16 protein-coding genes and 1 pseudogene are annotated in these 19,149 nt (G+C 71.8%); 11 read left to right on the forward strand and 6 right to left on the reverse strand.

The window, feature by feature from the left end; genetic code table 11:
• Positions 1-359 precede the first annotated feature (359 nt).
• Positions 360-1,349: a rhamnogalacturonan acetylesterase gene (locus ACFVS9_RS32205; protein ID WP_389938198.1), complete on the forward strand. Its 990-nt coding sequence runs from the start codon at positions 360-362 to the stop codon at positions 1,347-1,349.
• A gap of 88 nt (positions 1,350-1,437) precedes the next feature.
• Here ACFVS9_RS32205 and ACFVS9_RS32210 read toward each other — a convergent pair whose 3' ends face one another.
• The 6 genes from ACFVS9_RS32210 to ACFVS9_RS32235 all read right to left on the reverse strand — a co-directional run bounded on the left by ACFVS9_RS32210 (position 1,438) and on the right by ACFVS9_RS32235 (position 8,089).
• On the reverse strand, positions 1,438-3,603 hold the full coding sequence (locus ACFVS9_RS32210) for a SpoIIE family protein phosphatase (protein WP_389938201.1): 2,166 nt from the start codon (positions 3,601-3,603) through the stop codon (positions 1,438-1,440).
• A gap of 158 nt (positions 3,604-3,761) precedes the next feature.
• A complete protein-coding gene (locus ACFVS9_RS32215; protein WP_389938204.1) occupies positions 3,762-4,940 on the reverse strand; it encodes an SGNH/GDSL hydrolase family protein in 1,179 nt (392 codons plus the stop codon).
• A 55-nt stretch (positions 4,941-4,995) separates the two neighbouring features.
• Entirely contained in the window at positions 4,996-5,565 is a 570-nt protein-coding gene (locus ACFVS9_RS32220) for a TetR/AcrR family transcriptional regulator (protein WP_383118245.1), read from the reverse strand.
• Between the two features lie 128 nt (positions 5,566-5,693).
• Positions 5,694-6,500, reverse strand: a complete 807-nt coding sequence (locus ACFVS9_RS32225; RefSeq protein WP_389938208.1) for a siderophore-interacting protein — start codon at positions 6,498-6,500, stop codon at positions 5,694-5,696.
• Positions 6,501-6,517: 17 nt separating this feature from the next.
• Positions 6,518-7,426, reverse strand: a complete 909-nt coding sequence (locus tag ACFVS9_RS32230; protein ID WP_389938211.1) for a PDR/VanB family oxidoreductase — start codon at positions 7,424-7,426, stop codon at positions 6,518-6,520.
• A gap of 33 nt (positions 7,427-7,459) precedes the next feature.
• A complete protein-coding gene (locus tag ACFVS9_RS32235; RefSeq protein WP_389938214.1) occupies positions 7,460-8,089 on the reverse strand; it encodes an MSMEG_1061 family FMN-dependent PPOX-type flavoprotein in 630 nt (209 codons plus the stop codon).
• A gap of 134 nt (positions 8,090-8,223) precedes the next feature.
• On the opposite strand from ACFVS9_RS32235, the gene ACFVS9_RS32240 reads away from it, so the two are divergent.
• From ACFVS9_RS32240 to ACFVS9_RS32285, 10 genes and pseudogenes are all read left to right on the forward strand, one after another.
• Complete coding sequence (locus ACFVS9_RS32240) at positions 8,224-8,868, forward strand: TetR/AcrR family transcriptional regulator (RefSeq protein ID WP_389938217.1); 645 nt, start codon at positions 8,224-8,226, stop codon at positions 8,866-8,868.
• Positions 8,869-9,008: 140 nt separating this feature from the next.
• Positions 9,009-9,849, forward strand: a pseudogene (locus tag ACFVS9_RS32245) (methyltransferase domain-containing protein).
• 222 nt (positions 9,850-10,071) lie between these two features.
• Entirely contained in the window at positions 10,072-10,410 is a 339-nt protein-coding gene (locus tag ACFVS9_RS32250; protein ID WP_389938220.1) for an SAV_915 family protein, read from the forward strand.
• Positions 10,411-10,423: 13 nt separating this feature from the next.
• Positions 10,424-11,761 (forward strand): diaminopimelate decarboxylase, encoded by a 1,338-nt coding sequence (lysA, locus tag ACFVS9_RS32255; RefSeq protein ID WP_389938223.1) that lies wholly within the window; start codon positions 10,424-10,426, stop codon positions 11,759-11,761.
• Positions 11,762-12,148: 387 nt separating this feature from the next.
• Complete coding sequence (gene kdpF / locus ACFVS9_RS32260; RefSeq protein ID WP_033304754.1) at positions 12,149-12,238, forward strand: K(+)-transporting ATPase subunit F; 90 nt, start codon at positions 12,149-12,151, stop codon at positions 12,236-12,238.
• Between the two features lie 7 nt (positions 12,239-12,245).
• Positions 12,246-13,910 (forward strand): potassium-transporting ATPase subunit KdpA, encoded by a 1,665-nt coding sequence (kdpA, locus tag ACFVS9_RS32265; RefSeq protein WP_389938226.1) that lies wholly within the window; start codon positions 12,246-12,248, stop codon positions 13,908-13,910.
• The gene (kdpB, locus tag ACFVS9_RS32270) at positions 13,907-16,006 is read left to right on the forward strand and encodes a potassium-transporting ATPase subunit KdpB (RefSeq protein ID WP_383118237.1); all 2,100 of its coding nucleotides are present in this window, start codon (positions 13,907-13,909) and stop codon (positions 16,004-16,006) included. The genes kdpA and kdpB overlap by 4 nt, the downstream gene beginning before the upstream one ends.
• Before the next feature lie 21 nt (positions 16,007-16,027).
• Positions 16,028-16,705 carry a potassium-transporting ATPase subunit C gene (locus ACFVS9_RS32275; RefSeq protein ID WP_389938229.1) on the forward strand — a complete coding sequence of 226 codons (678 nt, stop codon included), beginning with the start codon at positions 16,028-16,030 and terminating at the stop codon, positions 16,703-16,705.
• Positions 16,706-17,305: 600 nt separating this feature from the next.
• Positions 17,306-18,235 carry a glycoside hydrolase family 11 protein gene (locus ACFVS9_RS32280; RefSeq protein WP_389938257.1) on the forward strand — a complete coding sequence of 310 codons (930 nt, stop codon included), beginning with the start codon at positions 17,306-17,308 and terminating at the stop codon, positions 18,233-18,235.
• Positions 18,236-18,340: 105 nt separating this feature from the next.
• The coding region (locus ACFVS9_RS32285; RefSeq protein ID WP_389938232.1) for a polysaccharide deacetylase family protein at positions 18,341-19,149 on the forward strand (809 nt) is incomplete at its 3' end.

The raw sequence follows: 19,149 nt of genomic DNA on the forward strand, positions 1-19,149 counted from the left end.
GCCGCTTTAACACCCCGGGCGGGGGGCGCCCCGGGGGGGGAGCCACCGGCCACGCGGTTCACCGGCCACGGACCGGACGGACACGGCCGTCGGCAGTCTCAGTCGGCAGTCGGTAGTCGCGTTGAACGATTCACCACCACCCGCCCCGCCTCCCGCACCGGCCGTGACCACACCCCGGCCGGTCGGCCCGGATCAGCGCCGGGTCCAGGAACATCCCACCCCTCCCCCTTGTGACGTCCTGTCACCACAGCTATGTTTCTGCCGGTTGAGTCGATTCAATACCCCTGTGGATCGGCTCATCGGGAGAACGGACGAACCGGGCCCGCTCCTGTGCCCCTGTGTTCCGCGGGAGGAACCACATGCAGCACGCTACGACCGTCACACCGGCCCCTTCCGGCACGGCCTGCCACTTCGACGTGGAGCCCGGCACGTACGACGTGGAGGTCAGGCTGGGCGGCGGTGCGGCGGGGAGCACCCGTGTCGGCGGCGGTGCCCGGCGCGCCCTGCTGCCCGAGACCGTGACCGCGCCGGGTGAGCGGGTGACCCGCTGCTTCACCGTGAACGTCCGCGATCCCGAGGGTGAACCCGCCCGACCCGACGACGGCGGCGCGGGCGCCACGGGGTCCGACGGCGGCCCGGGCCTCAACCTCCACGTCGGCGGATCCGATCCCGCTCCGGCCGGGATACGCGTCAGCCCGGCCGGCCGGACACTCCAGGTCTTCCTCGTCGGCGACTCCACGGTCTGCGACCAGGCCCGCGCCCCGTACACCGGCTGGGGCCAGCAGTTGCCGCAGCACTTCCACCGGGGTCTTTCGGTCGCCAACTACGCCTCCTCCGGGGAGAGCACGGTCTCGTACCTGGAGAACCCGCTGCTCTTCGCCACCGTCCTCGGCCTGATGCGCGAGGACGACCTGGTCCTCGTCCAGCTCGCGCACAACGACAAGACGACCGGTGCGACGACGTACCGGGCCAACCTGGAGGCTCTGGTGGACGGCGTACGCCGTCGTGGGGGGCGGCCGGTGCTGGTCACCCCCGTGGTCCGCCACGCGTTCGGCCCGGACGGCACCCTGGACAACGACACCGCCCTCCTCGTGAACGCCCTCGGCGTCGACCATCCCGGGGTGATCAGGTCGGTCGCCGCGGCTCACGGGGTCCCTCTCATCGATCTCACCGCCGCGAGCAGGGCCGTGGTCGAGTCGTGGGGCGCCGAACTCTCGCGTTCCCTCTACCTGTGCGACGAGGAGCAGGACCACACCCACACCTCCGAGCAGGGCGCCACCGTGTACGCGGACCTGGTGCGCGCGGAGCTTCTCGCCCTGGGCCTGGTGCCACCGCACCTCTTCAGGTGAGGTGTCCGGACGGCCTGCCGCCACCCCGGCCGCGCCACGTGCTGCCCCGGGGACGGTGCGACGTCCGCGGTGCGGGGCCGCGGCCGCTTCAGGCCGGGTCCGTCTCCTCGGGGCCCGGCAGGGGCTGTTCGGCCCAGATGGTCTTGCCCGTGCCGGTGTAGCGCGTGCCCCAGCGCTCGGTGAGACTCGCCACGAGCAGGAGACCGCGCCCGCCCTCGTCGAAGATCCTGGCCCGGCGCAGATGCGGGGCGGTGCTGCTGCCGTCGAAGACCTCGCAGATGAGCGCGGTGTCCCGGATGAGGCGGAGCCGGATGGGGTCACCGCCGTAGCGGATGGCGTTGGTGACCAGTTCGCTGACGACCAGCTCCGTGGTGAACACCGCGTCGTCCAGCCCCCAGGCCGTGAGTTGCGCGGCGGCCCGGTTGCGGGCGTTCGACACGACGGCCGGATCGCAGGGCAGGTCCCAGGAGGCGTAGTGCCCGGAGTCGAGGCGCCGGGTGCGGGCCAGGAGCAGCGCGACGTCGTCGTTCGGCTGCTCGGGGACCAGAGCGTCCATGACGGTGTCGCAGGCCTCTTCGAGGGAGCGTGCGGGGCGGCCGAGCACGTCGCGCAGTTCGGCGAGGGCGTGGTCGATGTCCCCGCCCGTGGCCTCGATGAGGCCGTCCGTGTACAGGGCGAGCCGACTGCCCTCGGGGAGCTCGAACTCGGCCGCGTCGAAGGCCAGGCCTCCCACGCCCAGCGGCGGCCCCGAGGGCAGTCGCAGCTGCTCGACGGTGCCGTCGGGGCGCGCCACCACCGGTTCCGGATGGCCCGCCCGGGCCATCGTGCAGTGCCCGGTGGCCGGGTCGTACACGGCGTAGAGACAGGTGGCGCCGGCGACCTGTCCGCCCTCGGGGCTGTCCGCCGGCTGCTCCCGGTCGAGTGTGAGCACCAGGTCGTCGAGCTGGGTCAGCAGTTCCTCGGGGGCGAGGTCGACATCGGCGAGCGTGCGTACGGCGGTACGGAGCCTGCCCATGGTGGCCGAGGCGTGCAGGCCGTGGCCGACGACGTCGCCGACCACCAGGGCGACCCGGGCCCCGGAGAGCGGGATGACGTCGAACCAGTCGCCTCCGATGCCTACCCCGCTGGTGTTCGGGAGGTAGCGTGCCGTGACCTCGACGGCCTTCTGGCGCGCGGCCCGCCGGGGCAGCAGGCTGCGCTGGAGGGCGAGTGCCGTGGCTCGCTCGCGCGTGTACCGGCGGGCGTTGTCCACGCACACGGCCGCCCGCGACACGAGTTCGGTGGCGAGTTGCAGATCCGCGGCGCCGAACGCGCCGGGTGTCCGGTGGCGGCAGAACAGCGCGGTGCCGAGGACGACCCCGCGGGCCCGCAGCGGAACCACCATCAACGAATGGATCCGGTGGTGGCGCATGCTCCGCGACCGTTCGGGTTCGTCGGCCGTCCAGCGCCGCAGGGCCTCGTCGTCGACGGTCAGACGCGCGGGCTCGCCCTGGATGAGTGCGCGGCCCACCACGGAGTCACGGCCGTACGCGTGGGTCTCGCCGAGCGGGACGACCGACTCGGGGCACCCTTCGAGCACGGACCGCTGGGCCACCCGGTGGAAGCTGACCGAGTCCCGGTGCTGCACCGAACGGGCCTCGTCGCCGGTCAGCACCTCGGAGAGCAGGTCGACGGTGACGAAGTCGGCGAAGTCCTCAATGGCGAGCTCCGCCAGCTCCTCTGCCGTGCGGCCCACGTCGAGCGTGCTGCCGATGCGCATGCTGGCCTTGCTCAGCACGGCCATCCGACGGCGTGCCCGGACCTGCTCGGTGGTGTCGAGCGTCACGAGGGACACGCCCTCCACCTCGCCCGCGGCATTGCGCACCGGTGACATGGCCGCCTGCCAGACGTGCTCGCTGCCGTCCAGCAGGAGGTGGGTCCGGTACGGCTCCCCCTCCCCCGTCCGCAGCACGCGCTCGATGGCCTCGGCGAGGCCTTTCCCGCCCTCCACGAAGAGTCCCGGCTCGACCTCCCCCGGCAGCAGTCCGAGCATCGACTCCTCGGTCCTGCCGACCGAGTCCGCCGCCGCCGCGTTGGCCAGGGCGAGGAGCTGGTCCCGGCCGAAGTACGTCACGGACACCGGCAGCTGCTCCAGGATCCGGCGGCGCACCTCGTCGGACGGCACGTGTACGGGCGGCACGGCACCCGCAGCCTCCGGTGTGGGCTCGGCACTGTCCGCAGGCGGGCCCTGGCGGCCCGTCCCGTCCATGCTCATGGGCCCATCACTCGTCCTCCCCGCCTAGGCAGGTCGCCCACGAACACACATATGCGACCTTGGTTCAAGAATGCCCCTGTGTGTTCCCGCTCTCAACCTCCCCGGTGCGCGCTGCGGCCGATCGGCCCAGTCGGCGCCGCCGGCCGGGTGGCCGGCTCTCAGGTGGCGGCGAGCGGCCCGCCGGGGCCGAACGCCGTCCCCGCGAAGCGTTCGCCGATGCGGCGGTGGGTGGCGGCGTCGGGATGCAGCGCGTCGGGGAGCGGCAGCTCGGCGGCGTCCGCCTCGCCGTAGAGTTCGCGGCCGTCGAGGTGGTGCAGGTGGGGGTCCCCGGGCGCCCGCTGCTCGACGATGCGGGCGAGTTCGTCCCTGATGACGCTCAGGGTGAGCTGCCCGGCTGCGGTCCCGGCGGGGTCTCCCGCGGCGCTGAACCGCAGCTTTCCCTCACTCAGCGCGGTGTGGTCGGGTGCGCTGGGGCCGGGTGTGCGCTCGTGGATGGGGCACAGGAGGGGCGAGACGACCAGCAGCGGTGCGGTGGGGTGGCCCTCCCGGATCGTGTCGAGGAAGCCGTGGACCGCCGGTGCGAAGGCGCGCAGGCGCATCAGGTCGGTGTTGACCAGGTTGATGCCCACCTTGACGCTGATCAGGTCCGCGGGGGTGTCCCGCATCGTGCGGGCGGTGAACGGGTCGAGCAGGGCACTGCCGGCGAACCCCAGGTTGACCAGTTCCACCCCGCCGAGCGCCGCGGCCAGCGCGGGCCACGTGGTGGTGGGGCTCGCGGCGTCGGAGCCGTGACTGATCGAGCTGCCGTGGTGCAGCCACACCGGGCGGCCGGGAGCCGCCGGCGCCTCCACCGGGGCGTCGGTCCGCAGGGCGACCAGTTCGGTGGTCTCGTTGTGCGGCAGCCAGATCTCGATGTCCTTCATGCCGGCGGACAGACCGGCGAAGCGGAGGGTGCCCACCGGGCCCGGGCGGGTTTCGGCGGTTCCGGTGGCCAGGTCGATGGTGAGGGTGTTGCCACCGCTCACACCGCCCCGGCCCGCCAGGCGCCCGTCCACCAGCAGGTCGTAGACCCCGTCGGGCCGGGGCGGTGCGCCCGCGTACACCCGTTTGGTGGGCAGCGTGTCGAGCTCCAGGAGGGTGGCGCGGGTGCGGAGGACGATCCGTACGCCGGAGGGCTGGGACTCGGCCATCGCCAGCTGGCCGTCGGTGTTCTGGGCGCGCGCCCGGGCGGGCAGCCGGTGCGGCAGCAGGCCGTGGCCGGTGCGCTCCACCTCCAGTGCGCCGCGCAGGAGGTCCTCGGTGAGGGGGGTGGTTATCAGCTGGGGCCGGGTGTTCATGCTCCGCCGCCTGTTCGGGTGGGTGTGGGTGCGATGCGTCAGGGGCCGGCCGGGCTCAGGGAGCCGGCCAGTTCCGCAGCAGGGCGTCGAGTGCGTCCAGGACCCGTGACCAGGTCTCCTGCGTGCCGGGGGCGCTGTGGCTGAAGCTCCCGCCCGACTCCAGGCTGATGTAGCCGTGGAAGACGCTGCCCAGCAGCCGGACGGCGTGGGTCTGGTCCGGCTCCGTCAGGTCGTAGCCGCGCAGGATCGCCCGCGTCATCTGCGCGTGCCTGACGCCCGCGCTGGCCGCCGCCGCTTCGGGGTCGAGCCTGAGCTGGGCCGCGGCGTAGCGGCCGGGGTGCTCCCTGGCGTAGTCGCGGTAGGCGTCGGCGAACGCCTCCAGTGCGTCCTTGCCCGCTCGGCCGGCCAGCGCGGCGGCGACGCGGTCGGCGAGTTCCTCCAGGGCCAGCAGGGCGATCCTCGTCCTGAGGTCCTGGGAGTTCTTCAGGTGCGAGTAGAGGCTGGCGTCCTTGACCCCGAACTGCCGGGCGAGTGCCGCGATCGTCACCTTGTCGAAGCCGACCTCGTCGGCCAGTTCCGCTCCGGCCCGCGTCAGGCGTTCCGCCGTCAGCCCTGCTCTTGCCATGGTCACCATTCCTTCCGGCAGCCTCGATCGTGCATTACCTAGGACTATTAGGCAAATCCACATCCGGCCTAGGCAAGGTCACGCGGGCAGGAGCACGCCCCCGGGCGCCACCGCGCGGGCGTGGTGCGTCAGCCGGGGCTGGAGCGGCCGTGCCGCCAGTAGCCGTGGAACGCGATGTCCGACTTCGGCACCCCCCGGTCGCGCACGAGGTGCCGTCGTACGCCGGTGACCAGGCCGGACTCCCCGGCGGCCCAGGTGTAGGAGAGGCCTTGCGGGAGGGTCGCGGCCCTGAGCTCGTCGAGTGCGAGCCGGCCGGGGATACCGGCGGAGCCGTCGCGTGCCAGCCAGTGCACACGGACGCCTTCGGGGGCGGCGAGATCCGTACGGATGTCCGCGGTCCCGGGAACCTCCAGGAAGACCTGGGCGACCAGGGAGGCGGGCGCGTGCTCGAGGATGGCGAGGGCCGCGGGCACGGCGCTCTCGTCCGCGACGAGCAGCTGCTCGCCCGCACCGGCCGGCGGGAGGTAGGTCAGGCCCATGTCGAAGATCCCCGCCGGGTCCCCGGGGCGGGCGCCCAGCGCCCAGGCGCAGGCCGGGGTGTCACCGCCGTGCAGGGCGAACTCGATGTCGAGTTCGTCGAGTTCGGGCCGCACCCGGCGAACGGTGTAGTTGCGCACCCAGGGTCTGCGCGACTTCGGCAGGAGGAGTATCTGGGCCATCCACGCCTCGCTGGAGAGCGTGGGCATCGTGAGGCCGTCCTGTCCGGCGCGGGGGAAGAAGAGGCGTACGGCCTGGTCGCGTCCGGTCGGCAGCAGATGCGCGAGCTCGGGCCCGCCCAGCGTGACGGTGGTGAAGCCGGGGCTCGTCCGGGTGGTCCGGCGCACCTCCAGCGTGATCATGCGCCGGGACTCGGGTGACTGCACCTTGGGGAACATGCTGTTCGTGATGCCTTTCAGAGATCGAGGACGAGCCGGGAGGACAGTGCCCGGGACACGCAGGCGTACATGCGGCGCTCGGGGGCGCCGATGTCGTCCCGGTGCTCGGGGCTGCCGTCCAGGACGGTGATTTCGCAGCTGCCGCAGACACCTTCGCGGCATCCGGAGGGGAGGGGGTGGCCGGCGTGGGCGAGGGCGTCCAGCAGCGACTCGCCGGCCGGCACGGCGACGGTGTCCCCGGACCGGGCGCAGACCGCCTCGAACGCCGTGTCGGGGCCGAAGGACCGGACCGCCGGCTGGAAGCGCTCGGCGTGGAGCCGCTCGGCGGGGAACGCCTCCTCGGCCGCGGCCAGCATGGCCGCCGGCCCGCAGCAGTAGACCAGCGTGCCGGCCTCCAGCGTGGCCGCGAGGGCTCCGAGGTCCGGTCTGCCCCGCCCCGCCGTCTCCACGATCCGCACCCGTTCCCCGTAGGAGCGGCGCAGTTCGCCGGCGAACGGCATGCGCTCCGCCGACGGTCCCACGTACAGCAGGGTCGCGGGAAGGGCGTCGGCCGCCACCGCGCGCAGCATCGGCAGCAGGGGCGTGATCCCGATGCCGCCGGCGAGGAACAGGTACCCCGGCGCGGGGACGAGCGGGAAGTGGTTGCGGGGCAGCGACACCGCGAGGGCCCGGCCCGGCCGCAGGAACCGGTGGACGTACTCCGAGCCGCCCCGGCTGAGGGGGTCGTACCGGACGGCCACGCGGTAGGCGTCGCGGTCGGCGGGGTCCCCGCACAGCGAGTAGGGGCGGGTGAGCCAGTTCGGGAGCGAGAGGTCGACGTGGGCGCCGGGGCTCCAGGGCGCCAGTTCGCCGGACGTGGCGCGCAGGGTGAGGGCGACGACGCCCTCGGCGACCCGGTCGATGTGTGCGACGACGGTCTGTTGCATCGGTGGTTCCTCCGTCGGCCGGTGCGGCCGGGGTCAGTAGAGCGTGCGGTAGCCGTCCTCCAGGGCCCGTTCGAGCGCCTCCGGATCCACGTCGGCACCGAACTGCGCGGCCGCGATCTCCCCGGGCGACGGCACGCCCTCGGCGAGCGCCTGGACGGCGGGGTCCCACAGCCGGGAGCGGATCAGCGCACGACCGCAGTGGAAGTACACCTCGGCCACCTCGACGACGATCGCGAGTGCGGGCCGCTTCGCCTCGGTGCGCATCCGCGCCAGTACGTCGGGTTCGTCGGTGACGTAGCCGCTGCCGTTGACCCGCAGGACCTCCCGCAGGCCGGGGACCAGGAAGCACAGCCCGACGCCGTCGTTCGCGGCGAGGTTGCGGAAGGAGTCGGCGATCTTGTTGCCGGGCCGGTCCGGGAGGGCGAGGGTGCGTTCGTCGAGGACCTTCACGAAGCCCGGGTAGTCGCCGCGGGGCGAGCAGTCGGCACGTCCGGCGGCGTCGGCCGTGGCCATCGTCAGGAACGGCGAGTGGGCGATGAAGCAGCGGAAGTAGTCGTCGATACGGTCCTTCACCTTCGCTTCGGCCATGGGCCCGGGGTGCCCGAGCCGGGCCCGCACCTCCTGCGGGGAGACCCGTCGGGGGCGGGTGGAGGCATGCGTCATGGCACCTTCCCAAGCTGGATTCCGGGGCGCGGCTGGAGGCGCTCGGCCTGGCATCGCCGCAGTTCATGGCACTATTGTGAGCAATTGATCAGGTCGTGCGCTACTCGCTTTCACGGCCCACCGCAGGAGGTGTCATGGCGTCCGACCGCCGCGGGCTTCAGCCACGTAAACAGCCCCGTCAGGTCCGGTCCGAGCTGACCCGGCAGCGCATCCTCGACGCCGCTGCTCGCGTTTTCGCCGAGTACGGGTACGCGGCGGGGACCACCAACCGGATCGCGGAGCGGGCCCGGGTCTCGATCGGGTCGCTGTACCAGTACTACCCGAACAAGGACGCGGTCCTGGTCGAGTTGCTCACCCGGCACCTCGAAGCCGGGATGGCGGCGGTGCCGCTGGACGAGGACGCACAGCTGCCGGAGTCGATCGAGGGCATCATGCGCTTCTACGTGCGGAGCGCGATCGAGAACCACCGCGAGGACCCGAAGCTGCTCCGGGTGATGATCGAGCAGGGGCCCCGTGCGCCGGAGCTGCTGGAGCGCATCGCGGACAGCGAGCGGAAGCGGATCACCTACGCGCGCGGGCTGCTCGGGAACCACCCGGACGTGCGGGTGGCGGATGTCGACATCGCCGCCCGGCTCGTCGCCGCCACGGTGGAGATGGTGGTGCACAGGGTGGTGGCGGGACCCGGTCACGTCGACGTCGAACGGTTCGAGGACGAACTCGTCACCATGCTCACCCGCTATCTGACGGGTGGCCCGTCGGTGGCCGCGCCTGAGAACTGATGCCCACTCAGCTCTCCGGCGGGTCCGGGCACCTCGGGGAAGCGGCGAACGCCCCCACTCCCGCGGCGCGAGAGCCGGGGCCGCGCGAGGCGGCGCGTTTGGTGGGCCGTCCGGGTCGCAGGTGAGGGAGCGTGGAGCGGATGGCCGCCGACCGGGACTGGGACGACACGCCGTTCTCCGGCGCCGCTGCCCACTACCGGCGCGGGAGGCTTCCGTACGCCCCCGACCTGGCGGACGTGCTCGCCGGTGCGCCGCGTCCCGACGGACGGGGACGCCTCGTCGACGTGGGCCGCGGTCCCGGTGTTCTCGCCGTGGCGCCGGCACACCTGTTCCGTGAGGTCGTCGGAGTGGATCCGGACGGGGACATGCTCACGGAGGCGGGTCACGCGGCGGACCTGGCGGGCGTCGCGGGCAGGGCCCGCCGGGTACGGGCCCGGGCCGAGGAACTCCCGGCGGGCCTGGGGGCGTTCGGCGTGGCGGCCTTCGGCCGGTCCTTCCACCGGATGGACCGTGACCTCGTGGCGGCGGCCAGCAGGGACATGCTGGAGCCGGGCGGATCGCTGGCGCACGTCTCCGACCTGAAGGCGGAGACCCGGTCCGTGGAGGGCCTCCCGTGTCCGGCGGTGCCGTAGGCGGCGATGGACGGCCTGTTCAGGCCCTACCTGGGGCCCGTCCGGCGCGCGGGGCGCGGGGTGCTTCTCCGGGAGGCGAGGCAGCGGTGTTCACGCGGGCGGGCTTCACGGGCCCCGGCGTCACGTCGTCCCCGGCGGCCAGGCCCTGGTGCGTACGTACGACGACGTCGTCGCGGGAGTGTTCTCGTTGTCGTCCTCGGCCCCCCGCCTCTTCGGCGCGCGCCGTGCCCGCTTCGAGGCGGACCTGCGGCAGCTCCTGCGGGAGGCGTCCCCGTCGGGCGGTTTCTCCGCGCGTGTGCCGAGCACCGAGGTGTTCGTGCGGGGGAAGGACGGCGCCGCCGTCCGGTGACGGGGCCGCCCGGGGAAGCGGTTCCGGGCGCCTTTCCGCGCACGCCGCCCACGCGTCGCCCACCGTCCGTCAGGGACCTGTATGGACAGGGCCGGTCGACGTCAAGGTGCCGTCAGGGGCCGGACCGGAGGCCCTGCCCGCGGGGATAGCTTCGGTGTCACGCCCCGGACGGCCTCCCCGCTCCCGGGGCGCCCTTCGTCGCACGGTCCCCAGGAGGACGGCATGTGTCTGTTCCGGTACGAGAGCCATCCCGAGCCCGAGGAACCCCTCCCGGCCGGGTGCCTGTATGTGCCCGTCCGGCCGGGGGACGGAGCGGGTACGGCCCTCAGGCTGTTCCGTACTCCGCTGGGCGCACCGACGGCCGTGGGTTTCACGAGCATGGAGCGGCTCAGGGCGACGCTCGGCGGCGACCAGGCGGCCGTCCGCCTGTCGGAAGGGCTGCTGCGCGCCCTCTGCGGACCGCTCGGCGCGCGGCTGGTGACGGTGGACCCGACGCTGTCGGCGCTCCCCGTCGCCGCGCCGCCTCCCCGGCCCGGCCGCCTCCGGGCCCGGGCCCTCTGAGGGGGTGGGTTCCATGACCACCGCCTCGGGATCCGGGACGGTCACCGCGGGCGCGGAGGACCTCTCCGTGTGGCCGGCGTCCACCCGTCGCCTGCCGCACGGCGGTCTCACGGTCGGCGGGGTGCCGCTCACGGAGATCGCCCGGCGCTTCGGCACCCCGTCGTACGTACTGGACGAGGAGGAGGTGCGGGCCCGCTGCCGCGGGTACCGGAGCGCCTTCCCCGACGCCGATGTGGTGTACGCGGCGAAGGCGTTGCTCTGCCGGGCCGTCATCCGCTGGGTCGACGAGGAGGGCCTCGGGCTCGACGTGTGCTCGGCGGGCGAACTGGAACTCGCGGTCGCCGGGGGTTTCCCGCCGGAGCGGATCGTCATGCACGGCAACGCCAAGTCGCCGCGCGACCTGGAGACGGCGCTCCGGCTCGGCGCGGGCAGGATCGTCATCGACAGCCCGTCGGAGATCGCCCGGCTGGCCGCCGCCGTGGGACCGCACGGCCGACGGCGCGTGATGCTCCGGGTGACGCCCGGGGTCCTCGCGGGAGGCCACGAGAAGATCCGTACCGGCACGGACGGCCAGAAGTTCGGGCTGTCCCTGGCCGACGGGTCCGCGGAGGAGGCGGTCGCCCGCATCCTGAGCCGGCCGGAGCTGCGGCTGACCGGGCTGCACTGCCACATCGGCTCCCAGATCACGGACGTCGAACCGTACGTCACCTCACTGCGCCGCATGGTGGGCCTCATGGCACGGATCCGCGACACCCATGGCGTCACCCTGCCCGAGCTGGACCTGGGCGGCGGGCACGGCGTCCCGTACCGCCCCGGCGAGCCCGGCCTCGACCTCATGGCGCTCGCCCGCGCGCTGCGCGGGGAACTCGCCGCGCGCTGCGGGGCCGCCCAACTGGCCGTGCCGCGTCTCCTCGTCGAGCCCGGCCGCGCGATCACGGGGCCGGCCGGGGTGGTGCTCTACCGGGTGCTGGCCGTCAAGCACACGGGCGGCCAGGTGTTCGTCGCGGTGGACGGCGGCATGAGTGACAACCCCAGGCCCGCGCTGTACGGGGCCCGTTACGCGCCGCGTCTGACCGGGCGCGGCTCCACCGCGAGGCCGAGGACAGCGACCGTGGTCGGCCGGCACTGCGAGGCGGGTGACGTGCTCGCCGCCGACGTGGAGCTCCCGGGCGACATCCGCCCGGGTGACCTGCTCGCCGTCCCCGTGGCGGGCGCGTACCACCTCTCCATGGCCTCCGGGTACAACCTGGTCGGCCGGCCTCCGCTGGTGGCGGTCTCCGACGGATCCGCGCGGCTGCTGGTGCGCCGGGAGACACTCGCCGACTTCCGCGTCCGGGACGTCGGGGTGTAGCACGCCACCGGAACGGTCAGCTCCCGGCGGGGGCCGCCTTCCCCGGTGCGGTGGAGGCACGGCGCGCGGAAAGGCGGCGCGACTCCGCCAGGAATTCCGGCGACACCGGTGCACGAACCGAGTACGGGGCCGGGGCGAACCCCACCCCGTACGGACGGCGTACGGACCGCGTACGGAGCGCGTCAAGAAGGGCGCGGCGCCCGTATGGAGGCCGTCAAGGCTCATTTCGAGCCACCGGACCCACGGTCTACTTCTTGTCGGCCACACCGGCCGATTCCCTTTCATTCACTTCATTCAGGAGCTCACGATGGCCGATCTGGCCTTCGTCGTCACCACGGTCGCGGTCTTCGCACTGGTGGCCCTCGTCGCGAGGGGGGTGACGAAGCTGTGACCGCCGAGAACATCGCCGGCCTGGTCGTGGCCGTCTCCCTGCTGGTCTACCTCGTCCTCGCGCTTGTGTACCCGGAGAGGTTCTGAGCCCGATATGAGCCCCGTAACAGCTGGTGCCCTCCAGCTGCTCGCGCTGATTTCCGCGCTTGCTCTGGCATACCGTCCGCTCGGCGATCACATGGCCCGGGTCTACTCCTCGGAAAGGCATTACAGGCCCGAGAAATGGATGTACCGCGCCATAGGCGCCGACCCTTCGGCCTCGATGCGGTGGCCCGCCTATCTGCGCGGCGTACTCGCCTTCTCCGCGGTGGGCGTCCTCTTCCTCTACGCACTCCAGCGCGTGCAGGGAGTGCTCCCCGGTTCGCTCGGCTTCGTGTCGATCGACCCGGATCAGGCGTTCAACACCGCGGCGTCCTTCGTGGCGAACACCAACTGGCAGTCGTACTACGGCGAACAGGCCATGGGACACGTCGTCCAGACCGGCGGCCTCGCGGTGCAGAACTTCGTCTCGGCCGCTGTCGGGATGGCCGTGGCCGTGGCCCTCGTACGCGGGTTCACGCGTTCCCGCACCGGGGAGCTCGGCAACTTCTGGGCGGACCTGGTGCGCGGCACCGTCCGGATCCTGCTGCCGCTCTCGGTGATCGGCGCGGTCGTGCTGGTGGCGTGCGGTGTCATCCAGAACTTCTCCGGCATCCACGAGGTCGGGCAGTTCACGGGCGGCACCCAGCAGTGGAACGGCGGCGCGGTCGCCTCCCAGGAGGTCATCAAGGAGCTGGGGACCAACGGCGGCGGCTACTTCAACGCCAACTCCGCCCACCCCTTCGAGAATCCGACCCCGTTCTCCAACCTCTTCGAGATCTTCCTGATCCTCCTGATCCCGTTCGCGCTGACCCGCACATTCGGCCGCATGGTCGGCAGCCCGCGGCAGGGCTACGCGCTCCTGGCCGCCATGGCGGCGATCTGGGTCGGCTTCACGGCCCTGATGATGTGGACCGAGTTCTCCCACCACGGCCCGGCCCTCCAGATCGCCGGCGGAGCGATGGAGGGCAAGGAGAATCGTTTCGGCATCGGCGGATCGTCGATCTTCGCGGTGGCGACCACCCTCACGTCGACCGGTGCGGTCAACTCCTTCCACTCCTCCTACACGGGGCTGGGCGGCGGCATCACCATGCTGGGCATGCAGTTGGGCGAGATCGCTCCCGGCGGGGTCGGGTCCGGCCTCTACGGCATGCTGATCATGGCGCTCATCGCGGTCTTCATCGCCGGGCTCATGGTCGGCCGCACACCCGAGTACCTGGGCAGGAAGATCGGCACGCGCCAGATCAAGCTCGCCGCGTGCTACATCCTGATCACCCCGGCGCTGGTCCTCTGTTTCACGGCGGTGGCGCTGACGCTGCCGACGCCGGCCGACTCGATGACCAACAGCGGTGCCCACGGGTTCTCCGAGATCCTCTACGCCTACACCTCCGGCGCCAACAACAACGGCTCCGCCTTCGCCGGGCTCAACGCCGACACGCAGTGGTTCAACACCACGATCGGCATCGCCATGCTGCTCGGCCGCTTCCTGCCGATCGTGTTCGTCCTGGCACTGGCCGGCTCGCTCGCCGAACAGCGCCCCGTCCCTCCCACGGCGGGCACCCTGCGGACCGACAAGCCCCTCTACGCGGGCCTGCTCGTCGGCACGATCCTCATCATCACCGGTCTGACCTACTTCCCGGCCCTGGCGCTGGGCCCGCTCGCTGAAGGACTCGCCTCATGAGCACCTCCACCCCCACCCGTGCCCCGCACGAAGACCTGTCCGGCGTCGGCACCGCCGGGCCGGGCCGTGTCGGCGGGGGCCTCTTCGACCCGAAGCAGCTGCTCACCTCCTTCCCGGAAGCGGTGAGGAAGCTCGATCCACGGGTCATGATCAAGTCTCCGGTCATGTTCGTGGTGCTCGTCGGCTCCGTGGTCACCACGGTGCTGGCGCTGAAGGACCCGGGTGACTGGTTCGGCTGGGCCATAACGGCCTGGCTGTGGCTCACCACGGTCTTCGCCAACCTCGCCGAGGCCGTGGCCGAGGGACGCGGCAAGGCCCAGGCCGACACCCTGCGCAGGGCCAGGACCGACACGGTGGCCCGCCGTCTGGACGGCCGCGACGAGACGGAGGTGCCTGGCACGGAGCTGCGCGTCGGGGACCTGGTCGTCTGCGAGGCCGGCGACGTCATCCCTGGCGACGGGGACGTGGCCGAAGGGGTCGCGTCCGTCGACGAGTCGGCCATCACCGGTGAGTCCGCCCCGGTCATCCGCGAGTCCGGGGGCGACCGCAGCGCGGTCACCGGGGGCACGAAGGTGCTCTCGGACCGGATCGTCGTGAGGATCACCGCCCGGCCGGGCGAGACCTTCATCGACCGGATGATCGCCCTGGTCGAGGGGGCCGCCCGGCAGAAGACCCCCAACGAGATCGCGCTCAACATCCTGCTCGCGTCGCTGACCATCGTCTTCCTGCTCGCCGTCGTGACGCTCCAGCCGTTCGCGATCCACGCCGGCGCCCGGCAGTCGATGATCGTGCTGACCGCGCTGCTGGTCTGTCTGATCCCGACGACCATCGGTGCGCTCCTCTCCGCGATCGGCATCGCGGGCATGGACCGGCTGGTCCAGCGCAACGTCCTGGCCATGTCGGGGCGCGCGGTGGAGGCGGCGGGTGACGTCTCGACGCTGCTGCTCGACAAGACCGGCACGATCACGCTCGGCAACCGGCGGGCGGCGGAGTTCGTACCCGCGAACGGCACGACGGAGGCGGAACTGGCGCAGGCCGCACAGCTGTCGTCACTGGCCGACGAGACCCCCGAAGGCCGCTCGATCGTGGTGCTCGCGCAGGAGGGGTACGGCCTGCCCGAGCGCCATCGGGACGAGCTCGCGCACGCCGCGTGGGTCGCGTTCACGGCCCGGACCCGGATGTCGGGAGTGGACGTCGAGGGGCTCAAGGCACGTAAGGGGGCGGCCGGTTCGGTCATCGCCTGGGTGCGGGAGCGGGGCGGCCACGTCGCCGAGGACACCGGACGGCTCGCCGACCGGATCGCGGAAGCCGGCGGTACGCCGCTGCTGGTGGCCGTCGAGGACGCGAGGGGGGCCCGGATCCTGGGCGTCGTCCATCTGAAGGACGTCGTCAAGGACGGGATGCGGGAGCGGTTCGACGAGCTCCGCCGGATGGGCATCAGAACCGTCATGATCACGGGTGACAACCCGCTGACCGCCAGGGCCATCGCCCGGGAGGCGGGCGTCGACGACTTCCTCGCCGAGGCCACCCCCGAGGACAAGATGGCCCTCATCAAGCGGGAGCAGGCGGGCGGCAAGCTCGTCGCGATGACGGGTGACGGCACCAACGACGCCCCCGCGCTCGCCCAGGCGGACGTCGGCGTGGCGATGAACTCCGGCACCTCGGCCGCCAAGGAGGCCGGGAACATGGTGGACCTGGACTCCGACCCCACCAAGCTCATCGAGATCGTCGGGATCGGCAAGCAGCTCCTCATCACCCGGGGCGCCCTGACGACGTTCTCCATCGCCAACGACGTGGCGAAGTACTTCGCGATCATTCCGGCCATGTTCGCGGTGGTCCACCCGGGGCTGGACAAGCTGAACGTGATGGGGCTCGCCTCACCGCAGTCCGCGATCCTGTCCGCGGTCGTCTTCAACGCGCTGATCATCGTCGCCCTCGTACCGCTGGCGCTCAAGGGGGTCCGGTACAGGCCGACCGGCGCCGACACGATGCTCCGCCGCAACCTCGGGATCTACGGACTCGGCGGCCTGATCGCGCCGTTCGTCGGCATCAAGATCATCGACCTGCTCATCTCCCTCATTCCCGGGCTCTCCTGAACCAGAAACGGCTGATCAGCCATGAACACCTCACTCAAGAACACCGCCCGGATGCTCGGGGCGGGGCTGCGCGCCCTGCTCGTCCTGAGCGTCGTCTGCGGCGTCCTCTACCCGCTCGCGGTCACGGGCGTGGCGCAGGCCCTCTTCAGCGGGAAGGCCGACGGATCCGAGATCACCGACGGAAGCGGACGCACCGTCGGATCGTCCCTGATCGGGCAGACGTACACCCTGCCGAAGCAGGACCCGGACGACCCGGCCGAGGTGGCGGAGCCCGACCTCAGGTGGTTCCAGCCCCGCCCCTCGAACGGTCTGGGCAGCAACAGCGTCAACACCGGGTACGCGCTGATCCTCTCCGGTGCCACCAACCGCGCGGCGGACAACGCCGACCTGGTCCGGTGGGTCACCGAGGCCAAGGCGGCGGTCGTGGCGGACAACTCCACCGCGTCCCACCCGGTGCGGCCCCAGGACGTACCGGCCGACGCGGTGACGTCCTCCGGCTCGGGCCTGGACCCGGACATCTCCCCGGAGTACGCGCAGCTCCAGGTCCACCGGGTCGCCGAGCGGAACGGACTCCCGGCCGAGGAGGTCGCGAAGCTCGTGGCCGAGCACACCGAGGGGCGCACGCTCGGGTTCATGGGTGAGCCCCGGGTCAACGTCCTGGAGCTCAACGTCGCACTCAAGGACATGAGCAAGGCCTGAACGACGTGGCGCCCTCGGCGTCCTGCGCGGTGGCGGCGGTTCCGGACGGGACCGCCGCCGGCGCGTCCGCCCGGGCCGGTGAGCCCGCCGCGCCCTTCCTCCCGTGTCGCACCCACCCCTTCGAAACTTTCGAAGCACGCCGACTCGGTGACCATCACACCGGTTCCGAAGAACGGCCACAGAGTTCGACAGCCTTGCGCGACAGTACCGTTGAGCTGGACGTACGCACCTGCTGTCCGTCCACTCCCCCAGCGACGCTTTCGTAATCATTGTCGAAACCATTGACACCCACCAGCGCCGGTTCAACACTGTTCGCCGTCGGCAGGCCTCAATCGCTGCCGACCGGGTCCCTCCCGACCCGGCACCCAGGCCGGTCACCGAGCACCAACGGCCGGCTCCGTACGGCCGGGACGCGCCACAGCGGCGCGCGGTCGCCGTCATCGCCTGTTCACCGACGCTCCACGAAGGGCGTTTCGCGCTGTCCGCACCACCCGGCCTCACGAGGACGAGGAGGAAAGCACGCACATGAACGACGCACCCGCACAGTCGACGAGCCGCTCGCACGGCAGGTTCGGACGGTCCATCCGCAATGTCCTGGCCATGGTGATGGCCGCCGTGGCCGTGCTGGCCCTGCCCGGCGCCGCGCGTGCCGACACGGTCGTCACCTCGAACCGGACCGGCACCGACAACGGCTACTACTACTCCTTCTGGACCGACAGCCCCGGCACGGTCTCGATGAACCTGGCATCAGGCGGCAGCTACGGCACGACCTGGAGCAACACCGGCAACTTCGTCGCGGGCAAGGGCTGGAGCACGGGCGGACGAAGGAGCGTGACCTACTCGGGCACCTTCAACCCGTCCGGCAACGCCTACCTGACCCTCTACGGATGGTCGACGAACCCCCTCGTGGAGTACTACATCGTCGACAACTGGGGCACCTACCGCCCGACGGGCACGTTCAAGGGCACCGTCACCAGCGACGGCGGTACCTACGACATCTACGAGACGACCCGGGTCAACGCCCCCTCCATCGAGGGCACCCGCACCTTCAAGCAGTTCTGGAGCGTCCGGCAGTCGAAGAGGACCGGCGGAACGATCACCACGGGCAACCACTTCGACGCCTGGGCCCGCCAGGGTATGAACCTGGGGACCTTCAACTACATGATCATGGCCACCGAGGGCTACCAGAGCAGCGGCAACTCGAACATCACGGTGGGCGGGACCTCGGGCGGCGGCGACGGTGGCGGTGGTGGTGGTGGTGGCACCGGCTGCACCGCGACGGTCACGGCGGGCGAGAAGTGGAGCGACCGCTACAACCTCAACGTCTCCGTCACCGGATCCAGCAACTGGACCGTCACCATGAACGTCCCCACCCCCGCCAAGATCCTCTCCACCTGGAACATCACCGCCACCTACCCCAGCGCACAAGTACTCACCGCCAAACCCAACGGCAACGGCAACACCTGGGGCACCACCATCCAGGCCAACGGCAACTGGACCTGGCCCACCGCCACCTGCACCACCACCTGACCCACCCCACACCCGGCAGAACCGGTGGAGGCGGCGGCCCTGCCCACCGCCCCCACCGGCAACCACCGGCACCTCCATCCGATCAGGACGAGAAGGGCTCACCCCATGCGTGTACCAGCACGTCTGTCCTTACGGCCCGTACTCACGGCCCTCGTGGTCGCCGCGATGGCCGCGACCGCGACCGTCGCCACCCCTTCCCACACGGCGAGCGCCGCCACCTGCAACGGGTACGTCGGGCTCACCTTCGACGACGGACCGTCGAGCAGCACCCCCGCCCTGCTCAACGCCCTGAAGCAGAACGGCCTCCGCGCCACCATGTTCAACCAGGGCCAGTACGCGGCCTCCAACCCGGCCCAGGTCCGGGCGCAGGTGGACGCCGGTATGTGGGTGGGCAACCACAGCTACACCCATCCGCACCTGACCCAGCAGAGCCAGGCGCAGGTCGAGTCCGAGCTCTCCCGGACCCAGCAGGCCATCTCCGCCGCCGGCGGGGGGACGCCCAAGCTGTTCCGCCCTCCCTACGGTGAGTCCAACGCGACCGTGCAGGCCGCCGCGGCCAAGTACGGGCTGACCCAGATCATCTGGGACGTCGACTCGCAGGACTGGAACAGTGCGAGCACCGACGCGATCGTGCAGGCCAACGCCCGGCTCACCAACGGCCAGATCATCCTCATGCACGACTGGCCGGCCAACACGCTCGCGGCCATCCCGCGCATCGCGCAGGGTCTGGCGAGCCGGGGGCTGTGCGCCGGCATGATCTCACCGCAGACCGGCCGGGCCGTGGCTCCCGACGGCGGCGGCACCGGTGGTGGTGGCACGGGCTGCACCGCGACGGTCACGGCGGGCGAGAAGTGGAGCGACCGCTACAACCTCAACGTCTCCGTCACCGGATCCAGCAACTGGACCGTCACCAT

The organism is Streptomyces sp. NPDC058008, from assembly GCF_042886395.1.
Classification (GTDB): Bacteria; Actinomycetota; Actinomycetes; order Streptomycetales; family Streptomycetaceae; genus Streptomyces.

Coding starts and splice junctions, on each gene's coding strand:
- ACFVS9_RS32235 (WP_389938214.1), bottom strand. CDS start 8,089: ATGACGCATGCCTCCACCCGCCCCCGACGGGTCTCCCCGCAGGAGGTG.
- ACFVS9_RS32225 (WP_389938208.1), bottom strand. CDS start 6,500: ATGTTCCCCAAGGTGCAGTCACCCGAGTCCCGGCGCATGATCACGCTG.
- lysA (WP_389938223.1), top strand. CDS start 10,424: ATGACCACCGCCTCGGGATCCGGGACGGTCACCGCGGGCGCGGAGGAC.
- ACFVS9_RS32275 (WP_389938229.1), top strand. CDS start 16,028: ATGAACACCTCACTCAAGAACACCGCCCGGATGCTCGGGGCGGGGCTG.
- ACFVS9_RS32215 (WP_389938204.1), bottom strand. CDS start 4,940: ATGAACACCCGGCCCCAGCTGATAACCACCCCCCTCACCGAGGACCTC.
- kdpA (WP_389938226.1), top strand. CDS start 12,246: ATGAGCCCCGTAACAGCTGGTGCCCTCCAGCTGCTCGCGCTGATTTCC.
- ACFVS9_RS32220 (WP_383118245.1), bottom strand. CDS start 5,565: ATGGCAAGAGCAGGGCTGACGGCGGAACGCCTGACGCGGGCCGGAGCG.
- ACFVS9_RS32205 (WP_389938198.1), top strand. CDS start 360: ATGCAGCACGCTACGACCGTCACACCGGCCCCTTCCGGCACGGCCTGC.
- ACFVS9_RS32230 (WP_389938211.1), bottom strand. CDS start 7,426: ATGCAACAGACCGTCGTCGCACACATCGACCGGGTCGCCGAGGGCGTC.
- ACFVS9_RS32240 (WP_389938217.1), top strand. CDS start 8,224: ATGGCGTCCGACCGCCGCGGGCTTCAGCCACGTAAACAGCCCCGTCAG.
- kdpB (WP_383118237.1), top strand. CDS start 13,907: ATGAGCACCTCCACCCCCACCCGTGCCCCGCACGAAGACCTGTCCGGC.
- ACFVS9_RS32210 (WP_389938201.1), bottom strand. CDS start 3,603: ATGAGCATGGACGGGACGGGCCGCCAGGGCCCGCCTGCGGACAGTGCC.
- ACFVS9_RS32250 (WP_389938220.1), top strand. CDS start 10,072: ATGTGTCTGTTCCGGTACGAGAGCCATCCCGAGCCCGAGGAACCCCTC.
- ACFVS9_RS32280 (WP_389938257.1), top strand. CDS start 17,306: ATGGTGATGGCCGCCGTGGCCGTGCTGGCCCTGCCCGGCGCCGCGCGT.